Genomic DNA, 18,051 nt, shown 5'->3' on the forward strand with positions numbered 1-18,051 from the left:
GACCGAGCGATTGCTTCGTCGCTTCGTCGGCTGGGAGCCTGGCGTCCGATCGAATTGCGCCGACGAGAGGTCTGGAGCGTGCCGCAGCCGCAGCAGGGTGCTGGAACTCAAAAAGCTGAACGCGCCGGGCGGGAGGCTTGCGGATAACGATGTCAAAAGCATCGTTCTTGTAAGCCCGAACGACTAGCGGACTGCTTCATTCCCGTGGTCCATCGGCGATCTCCGATCGTTCCGGTCCTGTGACGCGGTTTTCGTGCAAATGACGTCGAGTCCCCTTGCTCTATTGTATTGATTTTCCTCGAAATAACCTTACAAGAGTTAATTGTGAGCACTGCGTGTTATAGCCTTATTCTTGTAGGATATGTGCGCTAATAGGGAATTCGTGGTGCGAACCAATGTTAATAGCTTGTTGATCTCGTGGGAGCGGCTCAGGTTGGACATGGAAATTCCAGCATTGTCTAGTTTCAGCTCAGGCGTGAATCTCGATACGCTTCCAGCAAGTGAGATCGAGGCAAGGCTTAGAGATTTCTTTTCCGGGCGGATCGCAAATCCGAAACCCGACGAGCTGATCCAATCGGTCAAGCAGTTGGAGCAGCAATTCGGTGATTACAAGGAATTCCAGTTTGCAAAGGCGGCGGCGCTTGTGCAGGCATGCGATTTCGCCGGAGCGCGTGGAATCCTTCTCGACCTCGTCAAGCAGATGCCATCCGACTCGCGGGTGTTGCATCGCCTGGCAATCGCGGCCCTCAATATGGGGTCCGCCCATGAAGCGCAGGATGTCTATCTTGCCGCGCTCATTGCGGCCCCGAAAAGTGAAAATCTGCGGCGAGAGTTTGCCGGCCTCCTGCGCGTGATGGAGGCCAAGAAGCTCTACGCCGGGGTCGATCGCAAGAAGCACGGCTTGGCGGTGGTGTGCGCCATCAAGAACGAAGGCGACGATCTGCTGGAATGGCTACACTTCCACAAACTGGTCGGCGTTGATCACTTCTACCTCTACGACAACGGCAGCACTGATGATACTCGTGCCGTGATCGAGTCCTTCCCGTGGCCCGAAATGATCACCTATCATTTCGTGGAAGGGGAATTCGGCCAGATGCGCGCGTTCTCGCATGCGATCGACAGCTACCGCAATTGTGCCGAATGGTGCGCCTTCATCGATGCCGATGAGTATCTGTTTCCGACGCAGGCCGGCAACATCAAGGACGTCTTGACCGAGCTCGGGCCGGCGCCGGCGGTGGCGGTGCATTGGTTGAACTTCGGGTCGAACGGTCACGACGCGAGGCCGGCCGGTCTGTGCATCGAATCCTTCACGCGTCGTGCTCCGGACGATTTCCCGGATCATTTCATCATGAAGTCAATCGTGCGGCCTGACACCATCGTGTCCTATCTGCATCCCCATCAATCGCTTGTCTTGGGTTGCTACGTTCATGAGGACGGCACGCCTGTCTTCCCGATCGGCGGGCGCTGCACTGCTCCGAAGCGGAACAAGCTCGTGATCAATCACTACTACACGAAGTCGCGGCAGCAATTGCTGAAGAAGCGTGAGCGGGGCAGGCCGCTCGGCGATGGAGATCCTGAAAAGATCCGCGCAATGGAATTCTTCACGTTGCGCGATCGCAACGATGTCGAAGACGCCACGATCCAGAGGTTTCTTCCGGAGCTGAAGAAACTGGTTCAGGGCTGAACCCGGAAACGATAGAGAAGGGCGCGCCAATCGGCGCGCCCTTCTTCTTATTTCATGCATTGACGTGATGGTTGACGGTAGCGACCGGCTACAGAGGCCTTGGTCAGCTACAGCGGCTCCAGGCGGTATTTCGCGAGCAGGGCTTGTGCGGCATCGACGTCGATCCTTGCCGGCCTTTGGAAGATCGACATGTTGTTGGCGCGCGCGATTTCGCGAGCGACCGTCCGCACCGAATGGTAGTGGGGGCGATTCTCGAAGTCGTGAATTGCGATGAAGGCTCCCGGTGCGGCGTGAAGCACGCACTGTACGAAGCAAGCCACGCGAAACCGGCCGTCAACGAAATACAGGTCGGCGGTCTTGCTTTCCGGGCGCTCCCAGACACGTTCGTGATACTCGGGCCACGAGCTCTCCTTGTCCTTTTCCACGGGATAACCCCACTCGCGCAGCTTGCCGATATCGACGTGCAGCAGCAAAGGCTTGGTACTCGCGTCGCCCGTGGCGTCGGCAACGTTGGCGAGCCATTCCGCGGAAGAATCAATGGAAATGACCCACTCCTTCTTGGTTTGACAGGCCAGCCAAGTGCTTCCTCCCGAGCCAAATTCCAGATACCGCGTCGAGAGGTTCACGAAACTTTTGAACAGTGTCAGTTCCTGACCGTCCATTGCGATGTTCATGACGGGATTCCGTGTTTCTCGAGTTGTTGTCTGGCGGGTGGCTGCCAATCCACCGTCGGAAGGCGGTCGCGGCTCGTCAAGCAGCGATGAGATCTGGTTGAGTCGTCATCGCGCTTCTCGACGTCCTGTTGGCCATCCACGCCGGTGATTGGAAAGATCGGCGACTACTGGCTCAGGCCGACGCGTTCCACCTTGTAGCCGCCGTCCAGGATGGCGCGCCACCAGGGTTGCTCGTCGACATACCAGCGCACGGTCTTGGCGATGCCGGTTTCGAAATTCTCCTCGGCGCGCCAGCCGAGCTCGGTTTCGAGTTTGGTGGCGTCGATGGCGTAGCGGCGGTCGTGGCCGGGCCGGTCGGCGACGAAATTGATCAGGTGGCGGCGCGGGCCTGCCGCGGCCGGCACGACCTCGTCGAGCAGGTCGCAGATGCTCTCGACCACGTGCAGGTTGGTGCGCTCGTTGCGGCCGCCGACATTGTAGGTCTCGCCGACCTCGCCGCGCTCCAGCACCAGCGTCAGCGCCTTGGCGTGATCCTCGACGAACAGCCAGTCGCGGATGTTCTTGCCGTCGCCATAGACCGGTAGCGGCTCGCCGGCGAGCCCCTTGATGATCATGTGCGGGATCAGCTTTTCGGGGAAGTGATAGGGGCCGTAATTGTTGGAGCAGTTGGTCACCAGGGTCGGCAGCTCGTAGGTCTCGCGCCAGGCCCGCACCAAATGATCGGACGACGCCTTGCTGGCCGAATAGGGCGAGTTCGGCGCATACGCCGTGGTCTCGGTGAACAGCCCTTCGTCGCCGAGCGAACCGAACACCTCGTCGGTCGAGATATGCAGGAAGCGGAACCGGTCGCGCTTCTCGGGCGAGAGCGAACGCCAGTGGCGCAGCGTCTCCTGCAGGATCGTGAAGGTGCCGACGATGTTGGTCTGGATGAATTCGCCGGGGCCGTCGATCGAGCGGTCGACATGGCTTTCCGCGGCAAGGTTCATCACCGCATCGGGCTGATATTTCTCGAACAGCCGGCGCAGGTTCTGCGCCTCGCAGATGCAGGCCTTCTCGAAGGTGTAGTTCAGGCTTTCGGCGGCACGGGGCAGCGAGGCCAGGTTTGCCGCATAGGTCAGCTTGTCGATGTTGACGACGCGGGCGTGGGTGTCGCGCAGCAGGTGGCGGACCACGGCGGAGCCGATGAAGCCGGCGCCGCCGGTGACGAAGATCGTCGATCCCTTAAACCGCATGTTTGAATACCTCCGCCGCGCGCGGCTCGCCGTGGAATGAGCGGTAGACCGACAGCAGGTACTCGCCGTAGCTGCTCTTGGCGGTCTTCTGTGCGACCCTCGCGAACGCCTCGAGCGAGATGTAGCCCTGGCGCAGCGCGATCTCCTCGGGGCAGGCGATGCGCAGGCCCTGGCGCTGCTCCAGGATCTGGACGAAATGGCTGGCCTCGACCAGCGAGGAATGGGTGCCGGTGTCGAGCCAGGCAAAGCCGCGGCCGAGCACCTCGACATAGAGGTCGCCGCGTTCGAGATAGGCCTTGTTGACGTCGGTGATCTCGATCTCGCCGCGCGGGGATGGCCTGATGCCGGCCGCGATGTCGACCACATCGTTGTCGTAGAAGTAGAGGCCGGTGACCGCGACGTTGGATTTCGGCCGTTTCGGCTTCTCTTCGATCGACAATGCCCGGCCGGTGCCGTCGAGCTCGATCACGCCGTACTGTTCAGGCGCGTTCACGACGTAGCCGAACACGGTGGCGCCTTTCTTGCGGATCGAGGCGGACGACAGCATGCTCGGCAGGCCGTGGCCGTAGAAAATGTTATCCCCTAACACAAGGGCAACAGAGTCATCGCCTATGAAGTCGCGTCCGACGATGAAGGCGTCGGCAAGACCCCGCGGGGTCTCCTGCGTCGCATAGGCGAACCGGACACCCATCTCGCTGCCATCGCCGAGCAAGCGCTGGAACAGCGGCTTGTCCTGCGGCGTGGAAATGATCAGGATATCGCGGATTCCGCCCAGCATCAGCGTCGACAGCGGATAGTAGATCATCGGCTTGTCGAAGACGGGCAGCAGTTGCTTGGAGACGACTGTCGTCACCGGGTAGAGGCGCGAGCCGGTGCCACCGGCAAGGATAATGCCTTTCATGGTCCCTCACAATTTGACTATCAGAACATAACATATAGCGTGCGCTGCACAAGTTTGTTATGAGAAGGGAATTAACATTTCAAGCGCGTCAAACTGGAACAAATGTTAGATGAACGTCATCAAGACCGAGCTTCCTGAAGTCCTGATCGTCGAGCCGAAGCTGTTCGGCGACCAGCGCGGCTTCTTCCTTGAGACCTACCAGGCTCCGCGTTATGTCGAGCACGGCATCACGCGTCCGTTCGTGCAGGACAACATGTCCCGCTCGGCCTATGGCGTGCTGCGCGGGCTGCATCTGCAAAACCCGGTCACCCAGGGCAAACTCGTCTCCGTGCTGCGCGGCAAGGTGCTGGACGTTGCCGTCGACGTGCGCGTCGGCAGTCCGAATTTCGGCAAGCATGTCGCGGTCGAATTGAGCGAGGAGAACCGCCGGCAATTATGGGTGCCGCGCGGCTTCGCCCACGGCTTCGTGGTGCTCTCGGAGACCGCCGACTTCTTCTACAAGTGCGATGATTTCTACAGCCCCAAGGACGAGCTCTCGATCCGGTGGAATGATCCAGCGATCGGGATCAAGTGGGGCGTCGACAAGCCACAGCTGTCGGCCAAGGATGCGGACGCGCCGCTCCTTGCCGACGCCAGCAACCTTCCGACCTATGGACAAATCTGATGCGGATCTTGTTGACGGGAACACGCGGCCAGGTTGGCAGTGCGCTCAAGCCTTTGCTGGAGAGCCACGGCACGATCATCGCGCCGCCCACCGCGGAGTTCGATCTGTCGAAGTCGGAGATGCTGACGAGCCAGCTTGAGAGTCTGAAGCCCGATCTCATCATCAATCCGGCGGCCTATACCGCCGTCGATCGCGCCGAGGACGAGCGTGAGCTGGCGTTCCTGGTTAACGCGAAGGGACCTGAAGCGATCGCCAAATGGGCTGCAGCGAACGGCGTGCCGCTGGTGCATTTCTCCACGGACTACGTCTTCAATGGTTCGGGCGACAGGCCGTGGCGCGAGGACAGCCCGACCGAACCGCTGTCGGTCTACGGCGCCAGCAAGCTTGCCGGCGATGTCGCGATCCAGGCGGCGGGCGGGGCGCATCTGATCGCGCGCACCTCATGGGTTTATGCCGCAAAGGGCACGAATTTCCTGCGCACCATTGCGCGGCTCGCCGGTGAGCGTAAGGAGCTGCGGATCGTGGCCGATCAGATCGGTGCGCCGACCACGGCATCAGCGATCGCCGGTGCGGTCGCCGGCATCGTCCTGCCGAACCTCACCACGTTGCACGATCAGCTCGTGCGCCGGGGAGGTGTCGTCAATCTCGTTTGCGCCGGCGAAACCAGCTGGCACGGCTTCGCAACCGCCATTGTCGGCGGGCTGAGGTCTCGCGGCGTCACGCTGGCGGTCGAGAACATCGCTCCGATCGCAGCGGCCGATTTTCCGACCAAGGCGGTGCGTCCGGGCAATTCGCGGCTGGATCTGTCGCGGCTGAAGGCGCAGTTCGGCGTGGCGATGCCGACCTGGCAGGAAGCGCTGGCGCGCGAACTGGATGCGTTTGTCCAGCTCGGCGCGCCGGCCCACGCTTAGGACGGCTTCGGAAGTGGAATGCCGGTGCGCGTGAAGAAAACGCGTCAGACAAGAAAAGAGCCTTGGTTCTGATTTGATCAGAACCAAGGCTCAAGGATTGAACCGACCGGCGGCTATCGTCGCCGGGCGCGAGCGCTCAGCGCGGCCGACCGATGCTGTCGTAGGTGAAGCCGTGCGCGGCCATCTCGTCCGGACGGTAGATGTTGCGCAGGTCGACGACGACCGGATGCTTCATCTCCTGCTTGATGCGCTTGAGATCGAGCGCGCGGAACTGGCGCCACTCGGTCACGATCACCAGCGCATCGGCGCGGCGCGCGCATTCATAGGCATCCTTGCAGTACTCGATCTCAGGCAATTCCTTGCGCGCCTGCTCCATGCCAATGGGATCGTAGGCACGAACCTTGGCGCCGAAGTCGATCAGGCCGTTGATCAGCGGGATCGAGGGCGCCTCGCGCATGTCGTCCGTGTCGGGCTTGAAGGTCAGGCCGAGCACGCCGATGGTCTTGCCGCGCAGCTCGCCGCCGAGCACGTTGGCGACCTTGCGCGCCATCGCGCGCTTGCGGTTGTCGTTCGCGGTCAGCGTGGCCTCGACGATTTTCAGCTGGACGTCGTGGTCGAGCGCGGTCTTGAACAGCGCGCGGGTGTCCTTCGGGAAGCAGGAGCCGCCATAGCCGGCGCCGGCATGCAGGAACTTGGTTCCAATCCGGTTGTCGAGCCCGATGCCGCGCGCGACCTCCTGCACGTTCGCCCCGACCCTCTCGGAGAGATCGGCGATCTCGTTGATGAAGGTGATCTTGGTGGCGAGGAAGGCATTCGCGGCGTATTTGATCAATTCAGCCGTGCGTCGCGCGGTATAGAGGATCGGCGCCTGGTTCAGATAGAGCGGACGATAGACTTCGCCCATCACCCTCTTGGCCCGATCGTCCTCGGTGCCGACGACGATGCGGTCGGGGTGGCGAAAATCCTGGATTGCGGCGCCTTCGCGCAGGAATTCGGGGTTCGACGCAACGGCGAAATCGGCGTCGGGATTGGTTTCGCGGATCAGGCGTTCAACCTCGTCGCCGGTGCCCACGGGCACGGTCGACTTGGTCACCACCACGGTGAACTTCTTGAGCGCCGCGCCGATCTCCCTGGCCGCAGCATAGACGTAGCTCAGGTCCGCATGGCCGTCGCCGCGCCGCGAGGGCGTTCCGACCGCGATGAACACGGCATCGGCGTCCGCGACGGCGCCCGCGAGCTCCGTCGTGAAGGTCAGCCGTCCGGCCGCGGCGTTGGTCTCGACGAGCTTATCGAGGTCAGTTTCGTAGATCGGGATCTTGCCGTGCTTCAGGGCTTCGATCTTGCCGGCGTCCTTGTCGACGCAAACGACCTGATGGCCGAAATCGGCAAAACACGCTCCGGACACGAGACCTACATATCCCGTTCCAACCATTGCAATCTTCATGAATCCGCTCGTCGATCAGTGTGGAGAGGAGGAGCTAGCACTAGCACAATTGGCGCCGACAACGCCAAGTTTTATAGCGCATAGTTTGTGTTGGAGGTCGGCGGCTTTTTGTGCAAACGGTGATCGCCTCGGTGCAGCTGAGCGCCCGCTAGTCACCTCGGGCGCACCATGGACACATTCTCAACTTGAAATCGACCGACAATCGAGCTGCCGTTTGAGGGTGGACATGAGCATGAAGACGATTAGCAAGCAGAAGCCCTCAGGAGCCGAATACGCGTCGTTGCAAACGCAGTTCTCCAGATCCGATCGCACGACGTTTTCCGGGTTTGTCTATGATCGCGCCGATCTCGGCCGGCGTTACACTGTCGACCTGCTCGTCGACGGCGAGCCATACATGTCATCATTGTGTGACGAATTCGTAACAGAGCTTGCCGACGCCGGGATCGGCGACGCTCGATTTGGCTTTACCTTCAACGTGCAGGATCAGGTCAGCGCGAACGCCACGATCATTGAGGCAAGGCTGGCGAATATCGGCACTCCCGTCGGTGCTCCGATTCGCTGCGATGTCGCTGCGCCGGAAGCGCGATGGCACCGGATCGGCGATATCGAGTGGGTCGGAGGTCTGCGCTTCGAAGGCTGGCTTGCTCAGGACATCGACGAGGACATCGAAATTCTGATCGCGCAACGGCCGGTGATGACCGTGAAGCCGACCGGGTGGACCAACGTTGCGCGGGGCGGCGAGTTCGGCGTCGGCCGCCGGATCGATTTTCATCTGCCCGAGCATTTTGCGGACGGCCGCATGCGCGGACTATCCGCGCGGACGATTTCAGGACGGAGCCTGATCTCGGAGCCGATTTCCTTTGTCGCTTTCGATCGCGGATTGGAGCAAACGCTGGCGGATCTTGGGCGCTGGGATAGCGAGCGGCTTCGTGGAGAGCTGTTCGACCGGGTGCTGCCGGCCTCGATGCCGTTTCACGCCTATCGCGGCTGGAAAGAGCGCTTCTCGCCGACGACACAATCTGAACAGTCTGATGTTGCATCCGAGGCGGCAGTCGTCCTGATCGGCGATGCCAGGGTGGACGAGAGCATCGAAAGCCTCGAAGCCCAGCGGCACTCCGCCTGGTCGGCGGTGTCCCTGCCGGCGCGGGCGTTCAGTCAATTCGATCCAAAAGCAGCGCGCGAGTTTGTCGAGGGCGATGCCGCCGGCAGTGCGTTCTTTGTGTTTTGTCTGAGCGGAACGATCCTCGCGGAAGACGCCTTGCAGCGCTTCGCCGATCTCTTCGCGTCCGAGCCCGGCTGCGATATGGTCTATGGCGACGTCGAGGTCGCTGCGGGCGCCGGCGCTGTCTGGCCGCTGGCGTTCTCCGCATTCGATCTCGAACGCGCGCTCGAGCAGGGCTATGGGGCGTATTGTTTTGCGGTGCGTCGGGAGCCTGCCGTGGAAGCGCTGCGATCGGCGACGTCGCTCTACGACATCTTCCTTTGCTGCGCGGAGCCGGATCGAACCTATCATCTTCCGGGATCGGTTGCGGCATTGCCGCGGATTGATGCATCGGCCGCAACATCCGAACTGGTCGCCGCGAGCAAGGCGTATTTTGCCAGGGCCGGCATCGAGGCCAATGTCGAGCCGCGGAAAGCGGGTCTTCTTCCGGCTGTTCAGGTCAAACGCGCCGTCGATTGGAGCGAGCGCACCACCATCATCATCCCGACCAGAAATCGCGCCGAGCTGCTCAAGCGATGCATCGAGACGGTTATGCCGGCGGCAAATGAGACGAACGCCCGGATCCTTGTCGTCGACAACAGCTCGACCGAGCCGGAAACGCTGGACTATCTGGACAGCCTGTCCGCGCAGGAAATCGACGTCATCTCGGTCGAGGGGCCCTTCAACTTCGCATTCATCAACAACGCCGCCGTCGCTTGCGTCGATACGGAGAACATCTGCTTTCTCAACAATGACGTCGAGGCGCTCGACGACACCTGGCTGGCGGAGATGCTGTGGCGGCTCGCCGCTCCCGATGTCGGAGCCGTCGGCGCAAAGCTGCTATGGCCGAGCAGCGTCGTGCAGCACGGTGGAGTGGTGCTGGGGGCCAATTTCTCGGCCGCGCACGCCTTCAACGACCGGATGGATGGTGATCCCGGTTATGGCGATCTGCTTCAGGTGGCGCACGAATGTTCGGCGGTGACGGGGGCGTGCCTCTTGATGCGCAAGCGCGATTTCGTGGCCGTCGGCGGCATGGACGAGATCCGCTTTCCGATCAGCTTCAACGATATCGATCTGTGCCTGAAGCTGCGCCAGCTCGGAAAGCGGATCGTGTTCACGCCGGACGCGAAACTCGTTCATCTGGAGTCGGCAAGCCGCGGTCGCGATTCCGCGCCGGATCGCAGGGCACGCTTCAGGCGCGAGTTGTCGATCCTGCGCGCGAAATGGGGAGAGGTGCTGCTCGACGATCCCTATTACAGCCCACTGCTGGGGCTGGATTCGACGCCGTTCTCCTCGCTTGCATGGCCGCCGCGATCATGGAAGCCGCGTGCCAACCTGCCGCCGGTGTCGACCGCTCCTCCGATCGGGTTGTAGCAGGACGTCATCGACCGCCCAGTCGCGTACGGCAGCAATCGTTGCATCGGCATCAAGGCCCGGCTGCAGCTGCAGGTCCGTGCTTCGGCCGCGCCCCGGAGGCGTCGGGCTCCATTCCGTCGCGGCGATCGGCAGGCCGGTTGCCAGCAGCGCGTCCACCAGCGGATGGCCAAACGATGGTTCGCCGATGTCGAGAACCAATTTGGTGATGCCGTGACCTTCGATGAGCGTGGCGACGTCGTCGACGACAATATCGCCGGTGACGATGACATTCGTGCGCTGCATCAGCTTGAGATCGTCGAGGGTACTTCCCAGCACGATGATCTCGACGTCTTCGTCGGCGTCGGCCAGTTGATCGCTCAACGCTCGTATGAAGCGAAATTCCGCGGCGCTGGCGTGCAGGAACGGCAGGCCGAGACGCGCGGGGCCGCTCACGGCGGCATACAGCGCCGGCGGCGCGGGCGGGTCGCTCAGCCTCACGGCTTGCAGGCCGAGAACGGCTTCCGAAAAGGCTGCGCCGTCGTCACCGATCGCAGTCACGCGCCGCGCCCCGGCGACCAGGCTCGTCCAATCCGGATGAACGCCTGATCCAACCGCCGCGCGCGTTGCAAGCGCGGTGTCGGTGATCAGGAGGTCGTAGGCAAAGTGTTGCGTGAGCTGCGCCAGACATGCGCCGGGAATGCGGTTCGGCTCTGCGATCTCGAGCGATCGGATTCCGAGATCGGCGAGAGACTTCAGAAGAGCTTCGCGGCCCTCAGGCGTCGCAACGTCGAGCGCGATCGACTGCGGCGCTCCGCCATCCGGATCGAACATCGCAGCCAGCTGGCGTTGTCCCTCCGAGCGGATCTGCACGACCAGACCGTGCTGACCCTCTGCCACCAGCTGCCGGCAGCGCCTGATGGCAATTGCGCGGCCGGCGGACGAGCCGCAGAGGATGACTGATGGACCGGCGGCGACCTGCTGGTTCGTGAGCAGCTTGAGCTCAAGCGCGGCGCGGCAATCGCGGAGCGGATCGGCAAGCAGAAATGCGGCGCATTCGGTCGCATAGCGCCGGTAACGGTGTTCGAGAACGCGAAGATTGCGCATCACGAGCGAGCGCTTCTCGCCAAGAAACGAGCGCGAGCCCTCGTGTCCGACAAAAACCGAGGGAATGCACACGTTGCGGAAGCCGGCCTCCGCCGCGCGCAGGCAGAAGTCGACGTCTTCGAGATAGCCGCGATAGAAGTCGTCGGAGAGCTCGCACACGGCGTCGAGGCATTCGCGGGTAATGTAGAGGCAGAACCCGATGCCGTTGGGGATGTCGATCGCAATCCCGGAATTTGCGCTGCCAGCAAGTTCGTCCAGCAATTCGATTTCGCCGGCCGCGGGCAGGGGATTTGACCGGTTCGGGATTGGAAAGCTGGTGTATTCGCCGTTGTTCGACAGTGGGGTCGCCGTGCCCACCCGCGGCGTCGATTGCACGGCGCTTCGTAGGCGTTGCAGTGCGTATTTCGGCACGATCGTGTCCGAGTTCAGCAGCACGACGTCGCCGGCGCCGGTCTCGCCGAGCGCCCGGTTGACCGCGCCGACAAAGCCGAGATTGTGCTCGTTGGTCAGGAGACGGATGCGGAATTCGGCGGCGAGCTCGTTGAGCAGACGCTTGATGTCGGGCTCGGGCGATGCATCATCCACAACGACGATGGTCGAGCCCGGCGTGCAGGCGAGCGCGTTCAACGCGCTGTCGATGCAGGCTCGCGTCGCGGCCAGATCCCGGTATACGGGGATGATGATGGTGAGCGGAGGAGGTTCGCCGTTTCGAAGGCGAGCCGGCCGGCGCGGTGCGGCCCGGTGATCCGGAACGCGGTTGGCCGGGAGTTGAACACTTGCGATCACCCGGTCCGCCTGCGTGATCTGCAGGCGCTGCGAGGTCGCGGATGCGGGCCGGATCAGACGGAAGCTCGCAGCCTGTCGCCCGTCACGCGCGAATCTGTGGCGTGGATCGGCGGGAAGCTGGATCGTGCTGGATTGATCCGCCTGCGCCAGCGAAAGGTGCGGGTCGTCCGGCCCGCGCCACGTCACCCATCCCTTCACCTCTTCATCGAGAAAGTCGATGCGGGCGCAGCTGTCCTGGCCGCTCTGTTCGAGCAGAAGGAGGGCGCCCCTGACCGAATCCGGATCGTCATCACGCCTAGTGACGCTTCGCGCCGCCTCGATCTGCTGAATGTCGTCGCCCCAGGCCATCATTCGCCGGGCAGCGACCAGATCGTCCGGCTCGAGCTCGAGCGCCCTCGCAACGCTGGCGATGGCCGCATCCCTGAGATCGAGATGAAACAACGCTTCTGCGCGCAGCAGATGGGCGCGGGCGCCCGGATGCGGCAGGATCCGGCAGCGCCGGTCGGCGAGCGCGAACGCCAGGCGAAAATCACGCGCCTCGAGCGCCCCGACAGCGGCCCGCTCGAGATCGACGTGGTGGAGCGTTTTGGACGTAAAGGCGATCCTGCGCGCGGCGGCGGTCAAATGGCGCCCTTATCTGTCCGCATGGTCAGCCTGCCGTCTTGACGGCGCCCTGCCGGCTCCGGAACACGCGCACCCGTCCCTCGAGGCGGGGTCCGTCCTGGTGCGGCATTGGAGTGGCGGGTTCGACGCGCCGCGGCTGCTGGGGCGCGAGAGGGGCTGCCTGGACCCGGCGCTCCTCGAGATTGAGCTTGAGGCCCACCAGCGGTTCCCGTCCGGAAGGACCCGACACCACAATCCGGTTCCCGGTGACCCGCAGGGTCGGAGCCCCCAGGAAGATGGTTTCAGCCGCGATGGCGTAGCGATCCGCGCCGGGACCCGAGGCCTCCAGCGAGAACCCCGTGATAGCCAATGCGCGTCCCCGGGTTCCGGCAAAAGTTCCGAGAGGAACGAACTGGTTGTCGCCGCGCTGCGGCCTGGCAAACTTGACGGCATATTGCAGCTGGAGATCCCGCGGCTTGTTGGGCCATTCGAGGGAAATTCCCTCGATCCGGGCCGGCGCGGACGGTCCGGCAATCCAGACATTCGAGCCGACGGTCACGTCGCCCAGGCCCGCGACATGGGCGAGCAGCTTGAGGTCGCTCAACTCGCCGGGGCCGGCCTCCGGCTCGAACATGTCGAATGGCTGGCTGGCCGGCTGCTGCTCAGCCGCCTGTCCCTGGGTCAGCGGCTCGATCTTGATATTGGCGGCGGTCGACCCGCCGACGCGCCCTGCCGTGACCTCGACGATTAGGCGGCTCGGCCGGGCGACCGACACGACCAGCGCGGTCTCGGGCGCGAACAGGGTTCCATTGACCACGTCCGGTCCGGTAATGATATTACAATTGTTAAGACTGGCGCGATCCGCGTATACGCGCACCACCGGAGGTGACACCTTATCATCTGCGCCATTGTATCGAACCAGGAAGAGACCCCGTGCCAGATCAATGGTTTTCTGCTGAATCTGTTCGTTCATTGTCGCCTGCGAGCCTAACGGAATGGATTGGTAAGTCTCGCGCAGTGTGCCCCAAAAATCTGTGTGATAGAAGGGGTCTTAATGTTAATCCGGTAAGATAGTTTCGCTCGCCAATCGATGACATACCGCCGGTGATGATGCAGACCCTGACCCCAATCGAAGACCGCGCGGCCGGGGGGCGCGCTCGCCCGCCAATGAACGTCCTGTTCGTCCACAATAACTTTCCGGCCCAGTACCGCCACATTGCGCGCGCGCTCGCGGAGCAGCCGGGCAACAGGGTCGTTGCCGTCGGTTCATCGACCGCCAGCACGACGCCGGATATCCGGCTGCTCAAATATTCGACGACCAAGACGGATTCCGCGGTCGTCCATCCGTTTGCCCGGCGCTTCGATGTCGAATCGCGGCGTGCCGAAGAGGTTCTATACGCGCTGTCGTCGCTGTCGGGGCAGGGCTTCGTGCCTGACCTGATCTTCGCCCATCCCGGTTGGGGCGAGACGCTGCCATTGCGCACGATGTTTCCGCGCGCGCGGATCATCCTCTATTGCGAATTCTACTACGGCGCCGAGGGCAGGGACGTCGGCTTCGATCCCGAGTTTCCCATGACGGGCCTTGATGGCAATGTCGCACTCCATCTGAAGAATGCGACCACGCTGCTGGCGCTCACGGAATGCGACACGGGCGTTTCGCCGACGCCATGGCAGAGGTCGACCTTTCCCGCCGAGTTTCAGAGCAAGATCGAGGTGATCCACGAGGGCGTCGACACCGACGAGGTGAAGCCCAATCCCGTCGCGCGGTTTCAGCTTCCGAACGGCGCGACGCTGTCGGCGGACGACGAGGTGATCACCTACGTCTCGCGCAATCTCGAGCCGGTGCGCGGATTCCATATCTTCATGCGGTCCCTGCCGCGGATCCTCGCCGCGCGGCCGAATGCGCAGGTTGTGATCGTCGGCGGCAGCGGGACCTCCTACGGCGCGAACCCACCCAAGGGCTCGAGCTGGAAGTCGATGTTCCTCGACGAAATCAAGTCGGACATCGACCTGCGCCGGGTGCATTTCCTCGGCCGGATTCCTCGGGAACCGTATCTCGAGCTGCTGCAGATTTCCTCGGTACACGTTTATCTGACCTATCCCTTCGTGCTGTCGTGGTCGCTGCTGGAGGCCATGAGCGCGGGATGTGCGGTGGTGGCATCCGACACCGCCCCGCTGCGCGATATCATCTCGGACGGCAACGGCCTGCTGGTGCCGTTTTTTGATATTGATGCGCTGTCGGATCAGGTAGTCTCGGTGCTGTCACGGCCCAAGGCGTTCAAGAAGATGCGGATGAAGGCGCGCAGCTTCGTGCGGGACAATTACGACGCAAGGCGGGTCTGTCTGCCCCGGATGCTGACGCTCGTTGATGAAGGTGTCCTCCCGCGCACGTACGGGGGATAACGCCAGGAGTTTGCGATGCCGCTTGTCATCTCGGTTGCCCAGCGCAAGGGCGGGGTCGGAAAGACGACCCTTGCGGTCTTGCTCGCCGCAGAACTGGATCGGCGCACGGGCGTGGTCGGACTAGTCGACGCCGACTCGCAGGCGTCCGCGTGTCACTGGGCCGAGCCCGGCAATCTGTCGTTCCCCGTCTACCAGCTTGATCCGGAAACCCGGCCGGTCGCCGAATGGGCCAAGCTGATGCGCCAGATCCCGCATCAGATCATCGTCGTGGACTCCGCGCCGAACGATCGGGTGCTGGGAGCCGTGCTCGCGGTCGCCAATATCGTGCTGATGCCGTGCACGCCGTCCGGCCTTGACATCGAGGCCACCGCGCGGACGCTCGACATCGTACGGGAAGTGCGTGCCACGCGGCGAACGGCGCTCCGTGCCATGATCGTGCCGAACCGCGTCGACCAGCGCACGCTCGAAGGCCAGCAGCTCATCGAGGAGCTCGATACGCTCGACGAGGAGATCGGGCCGATGATCGGCAGTCGCTCGGCCTATGTTCGCGCCGTCGCCTTGGGGCAATCGGTCGCCGATTTCGCCGGCGGGACGCCCGCGGATCTCGAGATCAAGATGCTCGCCGATCTCGTGATGAGCTGGTGCGGGATCGCGCCCAGGCAGCGGGTGGCGATTTAACAAAGCGCGCCGGCGGCTTCACGACAGGCCAACCATGCCGGCATGGGAACGAAAGAGTTCGGGCCGCAACCGGCCCTTGACCTGACGGCGGCGCCCCGCAGGCTTGGTTAACGGATTGCTCGCGCACACCCTCGCATTTGAAACAAATGCCGCCGCGCGCTTGAGCCCAAGCTCAAGACATTTCCCGTACATGCTTCCCGTCACTGTGGGGAGTGAAGAATGTACAACGTCAAGAGAGTGATGGCCCTGGTTCTGGCCGTCCTTGCGCTCGGGACAAGCGCACAGAACACCCAGGCTGGAATGGTCGGCTTCCCGCTGCCGCTGCGCGGCGTGATCGAGAAGATCCGCTTCAGCGAGCCGACGCTGGCGCCGATGGCCTACACCATGTTCTGCATGCGCTATGCCGACGAGTGCAAGCCGAAAGCCCGCGCCCGGATGGTGTTCCGCGGCGGCGCCACACGCCTGACCAAGCAGCGCATCGCCGACCTGATCGAGGTCAACGCTTCGGTCAATCGCAGCATCGTGCCCCAGCGCAACGAACGCGGTCTCGCCGGCGAGGAATGGATGATCAATCCGGCGCGCGGCGATTGCAACGACTACGCGGTCAGCAAGCGCCACGAGCTCCTGGCTCGCGGCTGGCCGATGCGCGACCTTCTGCTGAGCGAGGTTGTGACCTCCTCCGGCGAGCATCATCTCGTGTTGGTGGTCCGCGCCAAGGGTGGAGACATCGTGCTCGACAATCTGAATGCGCAGATCCGCAGCTGGTCGCAGGCGCGTTATCGTTGGGTCAGGATGCAGACCCCCGCGAACCCCGACCACTGGGCTGGCGTCGCGCAGGCCGGCGCCTGAATTTCTGAACGAGCCCCATCGATCGAAAATGGCGCGGCGAGACATTTCGCCGCGCCATTTTTTGCATCGGCGACGATCGCCAGCGCGCTGCGACGACATTGCCGGAACGATTGGAGGCATCAACGGTTGATCCTGATCCAACCCATCGAGGCATCGACATGAAGCTGGCCGGCCTTGTCACAACAGCGGCGCTGGTCGTCGCCACCGCCCCGGTGCTTGCACAGGGCACCGGGCAGACCACGCAGGGCATAACGCGCTATTCGATCGATGGACCGGGCGGTGGTGTTCCGACATCGCGGCCGCAGGCGACCCGGCCGGTCCCGCCGGCAACACCGGCTTACCCCTATGACAGACCGTCGCGGCACGGGCCGCCGGTCGGTCAACGGACCAACGTGCCGCTCGGGTCGCGCTAACCGTCGCTTCGGCTGCAAATCCGTTCGGTCTTAACGCTATTCCCATCGTCATTTTGCCGCCTCGGACGGAATGTCGTACCGATGCGATCACTGCGCCTGTTGAGGCGCGGGATTGGTTCGCGCAGGGACGACACTTTCAATGGCGAGCAGGGGTTCGATCCTGATCACGGGCGGCGCGGGATACATCGGATCCCATTGCGCCAAGGCGGTTGCCGAGGCCGGATTTCTGCCGGTCGTCTACGACAATTTGTCCACCGGTCACCGTGATTTCGTGCGATGGGGACCGCTCGTGATCGGCGACGTCGCCGACCACGACATGATCGCCGCCGCCGTCCGCGAGCACAATGCGCTCGCCGCGATGCATTTCGCTGCGTTCAGCGCGGTCGGCGAGTCCGTGGCGAATCCGCAGAAGTATTTCACCAACAACATTGCCGGCACGCTCGGCCTGCTGCGCGGCATGCGGGAGGCGGGCTGCGACCGCCTGGTGTTTTCCAGCACCGGCGCGGTCTACGGCAACGCCGGACGCGATCCAATTCCCGAGAGTGCCGCAGGTCCGACCGTCAATCCCTACGGCCGCTCCAAATTCATGATCGAGCAGATCCTGGCCGACTACCGCACGGCCTATCGGTTCAACTCGGTCTGCCTGCGCTATTTCAATGCCTGCGGCGCCGATGCCTCCGTCACCATCGGCGAGCTCCGCGATCCCGAGACGCATCTGATTCCGCGCGCGCTGATGGCGCTGCTGGGGCACGTGCCGGACTTTGCGATCTTCGGCGAAGACTATGACACGCCTGATGGCACCGCGGTGCGCGACTACATCCATGTCGATGACCTCGCGAGCGCCCATATCGCGGCGCTCGAACTGCTGCTGAAGGGCGACGCCGGCGGCGTGTTCAATCTCGGCACCGGCACCGGCTATTCGGTGCGCCAGGTGCTCGACGCGATCCGCGCCGAGACCGGTGAAGCGGTGCCGAGCGTGGTGCGCGAGCGCCGGGCCGGCGATCCGCCGATCCTGGTGGCCGATCCCTCCAGGTCGGAGCGCGGCCTCGGCTTCAGGGCCAGCCGGTCCGATCTCGGCTACATCATACGCTCGGCCTGGGCCTGGCATCAGAAGGCGCATCCGCGCCGGCGGTAGCCCGCCGCGAGAG

At 63.2% G+C, this 18,051-nt stretch carries 16 protein-coding genes; 10 read left to right on the plus strand and 6 right to left on the minus strand.

From position 1 onward, the window contains the following. Window positions 1-439: 439 nt before the first annotated feature. Window positions 440-1,684, plus strand: coding sequence for a glycosyltransferase family 92 protein (locus tag J6525_RS02865; RefSeq protein ID WP_092079625.1), 1,245 nt, complete (start codon window positions 440-442; stop codon window positions 1,682-1,684). 107 nt (window positions 1,685-1,791) lie between these two features. Here the strand turns inward: J6525_RS02865 and J6525_RS02870 are convergent, their stop codons facing one another. The 3 genes from J6525_RS02870 to rfbA form a co-directional block, all read right to left on the minus strand. Then, on the minus strand, window positions 1,792-2,358 hold the full coding sequence (locus tag J6525_RS02870; protein WP_225641885.1) for a hypothetical protein: 567 nt from the start codon (window positions 2,356-2,358) through the stop codon (window positions 1,792-1,794). Between the two features lie 164 nt (window positions 2,359-2,522). After that, window positions 2,523-3,590, minus strand: coding sequence for a dTDP-glucose 4,6-dehydratase (gene rfbB, locus J6525_RS02875; protein WP_225641887.1), 1,068 nt, complete (start codon window positions 3,588-3,590; stop codon window positions 2,523-2,525). Further along, a complete protein-coding gene (rfbA, locus tag J6525_RS02880) occupies window positions 3,580-4,491 on the minus strand; it encodes a glucose-1-phosphate thymidylyltransferase RfbA (protein WP_018270712.1) in 912 nt (303 codons plus the stop codon). The genes rfbB and rfbA overlap by 11 nt, the downstream gene beginning before the upstream one ends. Window positions 4,492-4,600: 109 nt before the next feature. Between rfbA and rfbC the strand changes: the two genes are divergently transcribed. Together rfbC and rfbD are read left to right on the plus strand one after the other, a co-directional pair. Further along, window positions 4,601-5,155 (plus strand): dTDP-4-dehydrorhamnose 3,5-epimerase, encoded by a 555-nt coding sequence (rfbC, locus tag J6525_RS02885; protein ID WP_225641889.1) that lies wholly within the window; start codon window positions 4,601-4,603, stop codon window positions 5,153-5,155. Beyond that, window positions 5,155-6,066: a dTDP-4-dehydrorhamnose reductase gene (gene rfbD / locus J6525_RS02890; RefSeq protein ID WP_225641891.1), complete on the plus strand. Its 912-nt coding sequence runs from the start codon at window positions 5,155-5,157 to the stop codon at window positions 6,064-6,066. The genes rfbC and rfbD overlap by 1 nt, the downstream gene beginning before the upstream one ends. A gap of 136 nt (window positions 6,067-6,202) precedes the next feature. Here the strand turns inward: rfbD and J6525_RS02895 are convergent, their stop codons facing one another. Then, entirely contained in the window at window positions 6,203-7,510 is a 1,308-nt protein-coding gene (locus J6525_RS02895) for a UDP-glucose dehydrogenase family protein (protein ID WP_225641892.1), read from the minus strand. A 232-nt stretch (window positions 7,511-7,742) separates the two neighbouring features. Between J6525_RS02895 and J6525_RS02900 the strand changes: the two genes are divergently transcribed. Beyond that, window positions 7,743-10,085: a glycosyltransferase family 2 protein gene (locus J6525_RS02900; protein ID WP_225641894.1), complete on the plus strand. Its 2,343-nt coding sequence runs from the start codon at window positions 7,743-7,745 to the stop codon at window positions 10,083-10,085. Here J6525_RS02900 and J6525_RS02905 read toward each other — a convergent pair. After that, window positions 10,026-12,398: a glycosyltransferase family 2 protein gene (locus J6525_RS02905; protein WP_225641896.1), complete on the minus strand. Its 2,373-nt coding sequence runs from the start codon at window positions 12,396-12,398 to the stop codon at window positions 10,026-10,028. The two genes, J6525_RS02900 and J6525_RS02905, sit on opposite strands and share 60 nt — an antisense overlap. Between J6525_RS02905 and J6525_RS02910 the strand changes: the two genes are divergently transcribed. Further along, a complete protein-coding gene (locus J6525_RS02910; protein ID WP_143029478.1) occupies window positions 12,390-12,623 on the plus strand; it encodes a hypothetical protein in 234 nt (77 codons plus the stop codon). The genes J6525_RS02905 and J6525_RS02910 overlap by 9 nt on opposite strands. Here J6525_RS02910 and J6525_RS02915 read toward each other — a convergent pair. After that, the gene (locus J6525_RS02915; RefSeq protein ID WP_225641897.1) at window positions 12,607-13,533 is read right to left on the minus strand and encodes a hypothetical protein; all 927 of its coding nucleotides are present in this window, start codon (window positions 13,531-13,533) and stop codon (window positions 12,607-12,609) included. The genes J6525_RS02910 and J6525_RS02915 overlap by 17 nt on opposite strands. Window positions 13,534-13,727: 194 nt before the next feature. On the opposite strand from J6525_RS02915, the gene J6525_RS02920 reads away from it, so the two are divergent. The 5 genes from J6525_RS02920 (at window position 13,728) to galE (ending at window position 18,038) form a co-directional block, all read left to right on the plus strand. Beyond that, entirely contained in the window at window positions 13,728-14,963 is a 1,236-nt protein-coding gene (locus tag J6525_RS02920) for a glycosyltransferase family 4 protein (RefSeq protein ID WP_225641899.1), read from the plus strand. 15 nt (window positions 14,964-14,978) lie between these two features. Next, a complete protein-coding gene (locus J6525_RS02925; protein ID WP_028345280.1) occupies window positions 14,979-15,641 on the plus strand; it encodes a nucleotide-binding protein in 663 nt (220 codons plus the stop codon). A gap of 219 nt (window positions 15,642-15,860) precedes the next feature. Beyond that, entirely contained in the window at window positions 15,861-16,490 is a 630-nt protein-coding gene (locus tag J6525_RS02930; RefSeq protein WP_225641901.1) for a transglutaminase-like cysteine peptidase, read from the plus strand. 158 nt (window positions 16,491-16,648) lie between these two features. Next, window positions 16,649-16,903 carry a hypothetical protein gene (locus tag J6525_RS02935; protein ID WP_225641903.1) on the plus strand — a complete coding sequence of 85 codons (255 nt, stop codon included), beginning with the start codon at window positions 16,649-16,651 and terminating at the stop codon, window positions 16,901-16,903. 139 nt (window positions 16,904-17,042) lie between these two features. Beyond that, the gene (gene galE / locus J6525_RS02940; protein ID WP_225641905.1) at window positions 17,043-18,038 is read left to right on the plus strand and encodes a UDP-glucose 4-epimerase GalE; all 996 of its coding nucleotides are present in this window, start codon (window positions 17,043-17,045) and stop codon (window positions 18,036-18,038) included. Window positions 18,039-18,051: the final 13 nt, after the last annotated feature.

This window comes from Bradyrhizobium australafricanum (genome assembly GCF_020329495.1).
Taxonomy (GTDB): domain Bacteria; phylum Pseudomonadota; class Alphaproteobacteria; order Rhizobiales; family Xanthobacteraceae; genus Bradyrhizobium; species Bradyrhizobium australafricanum.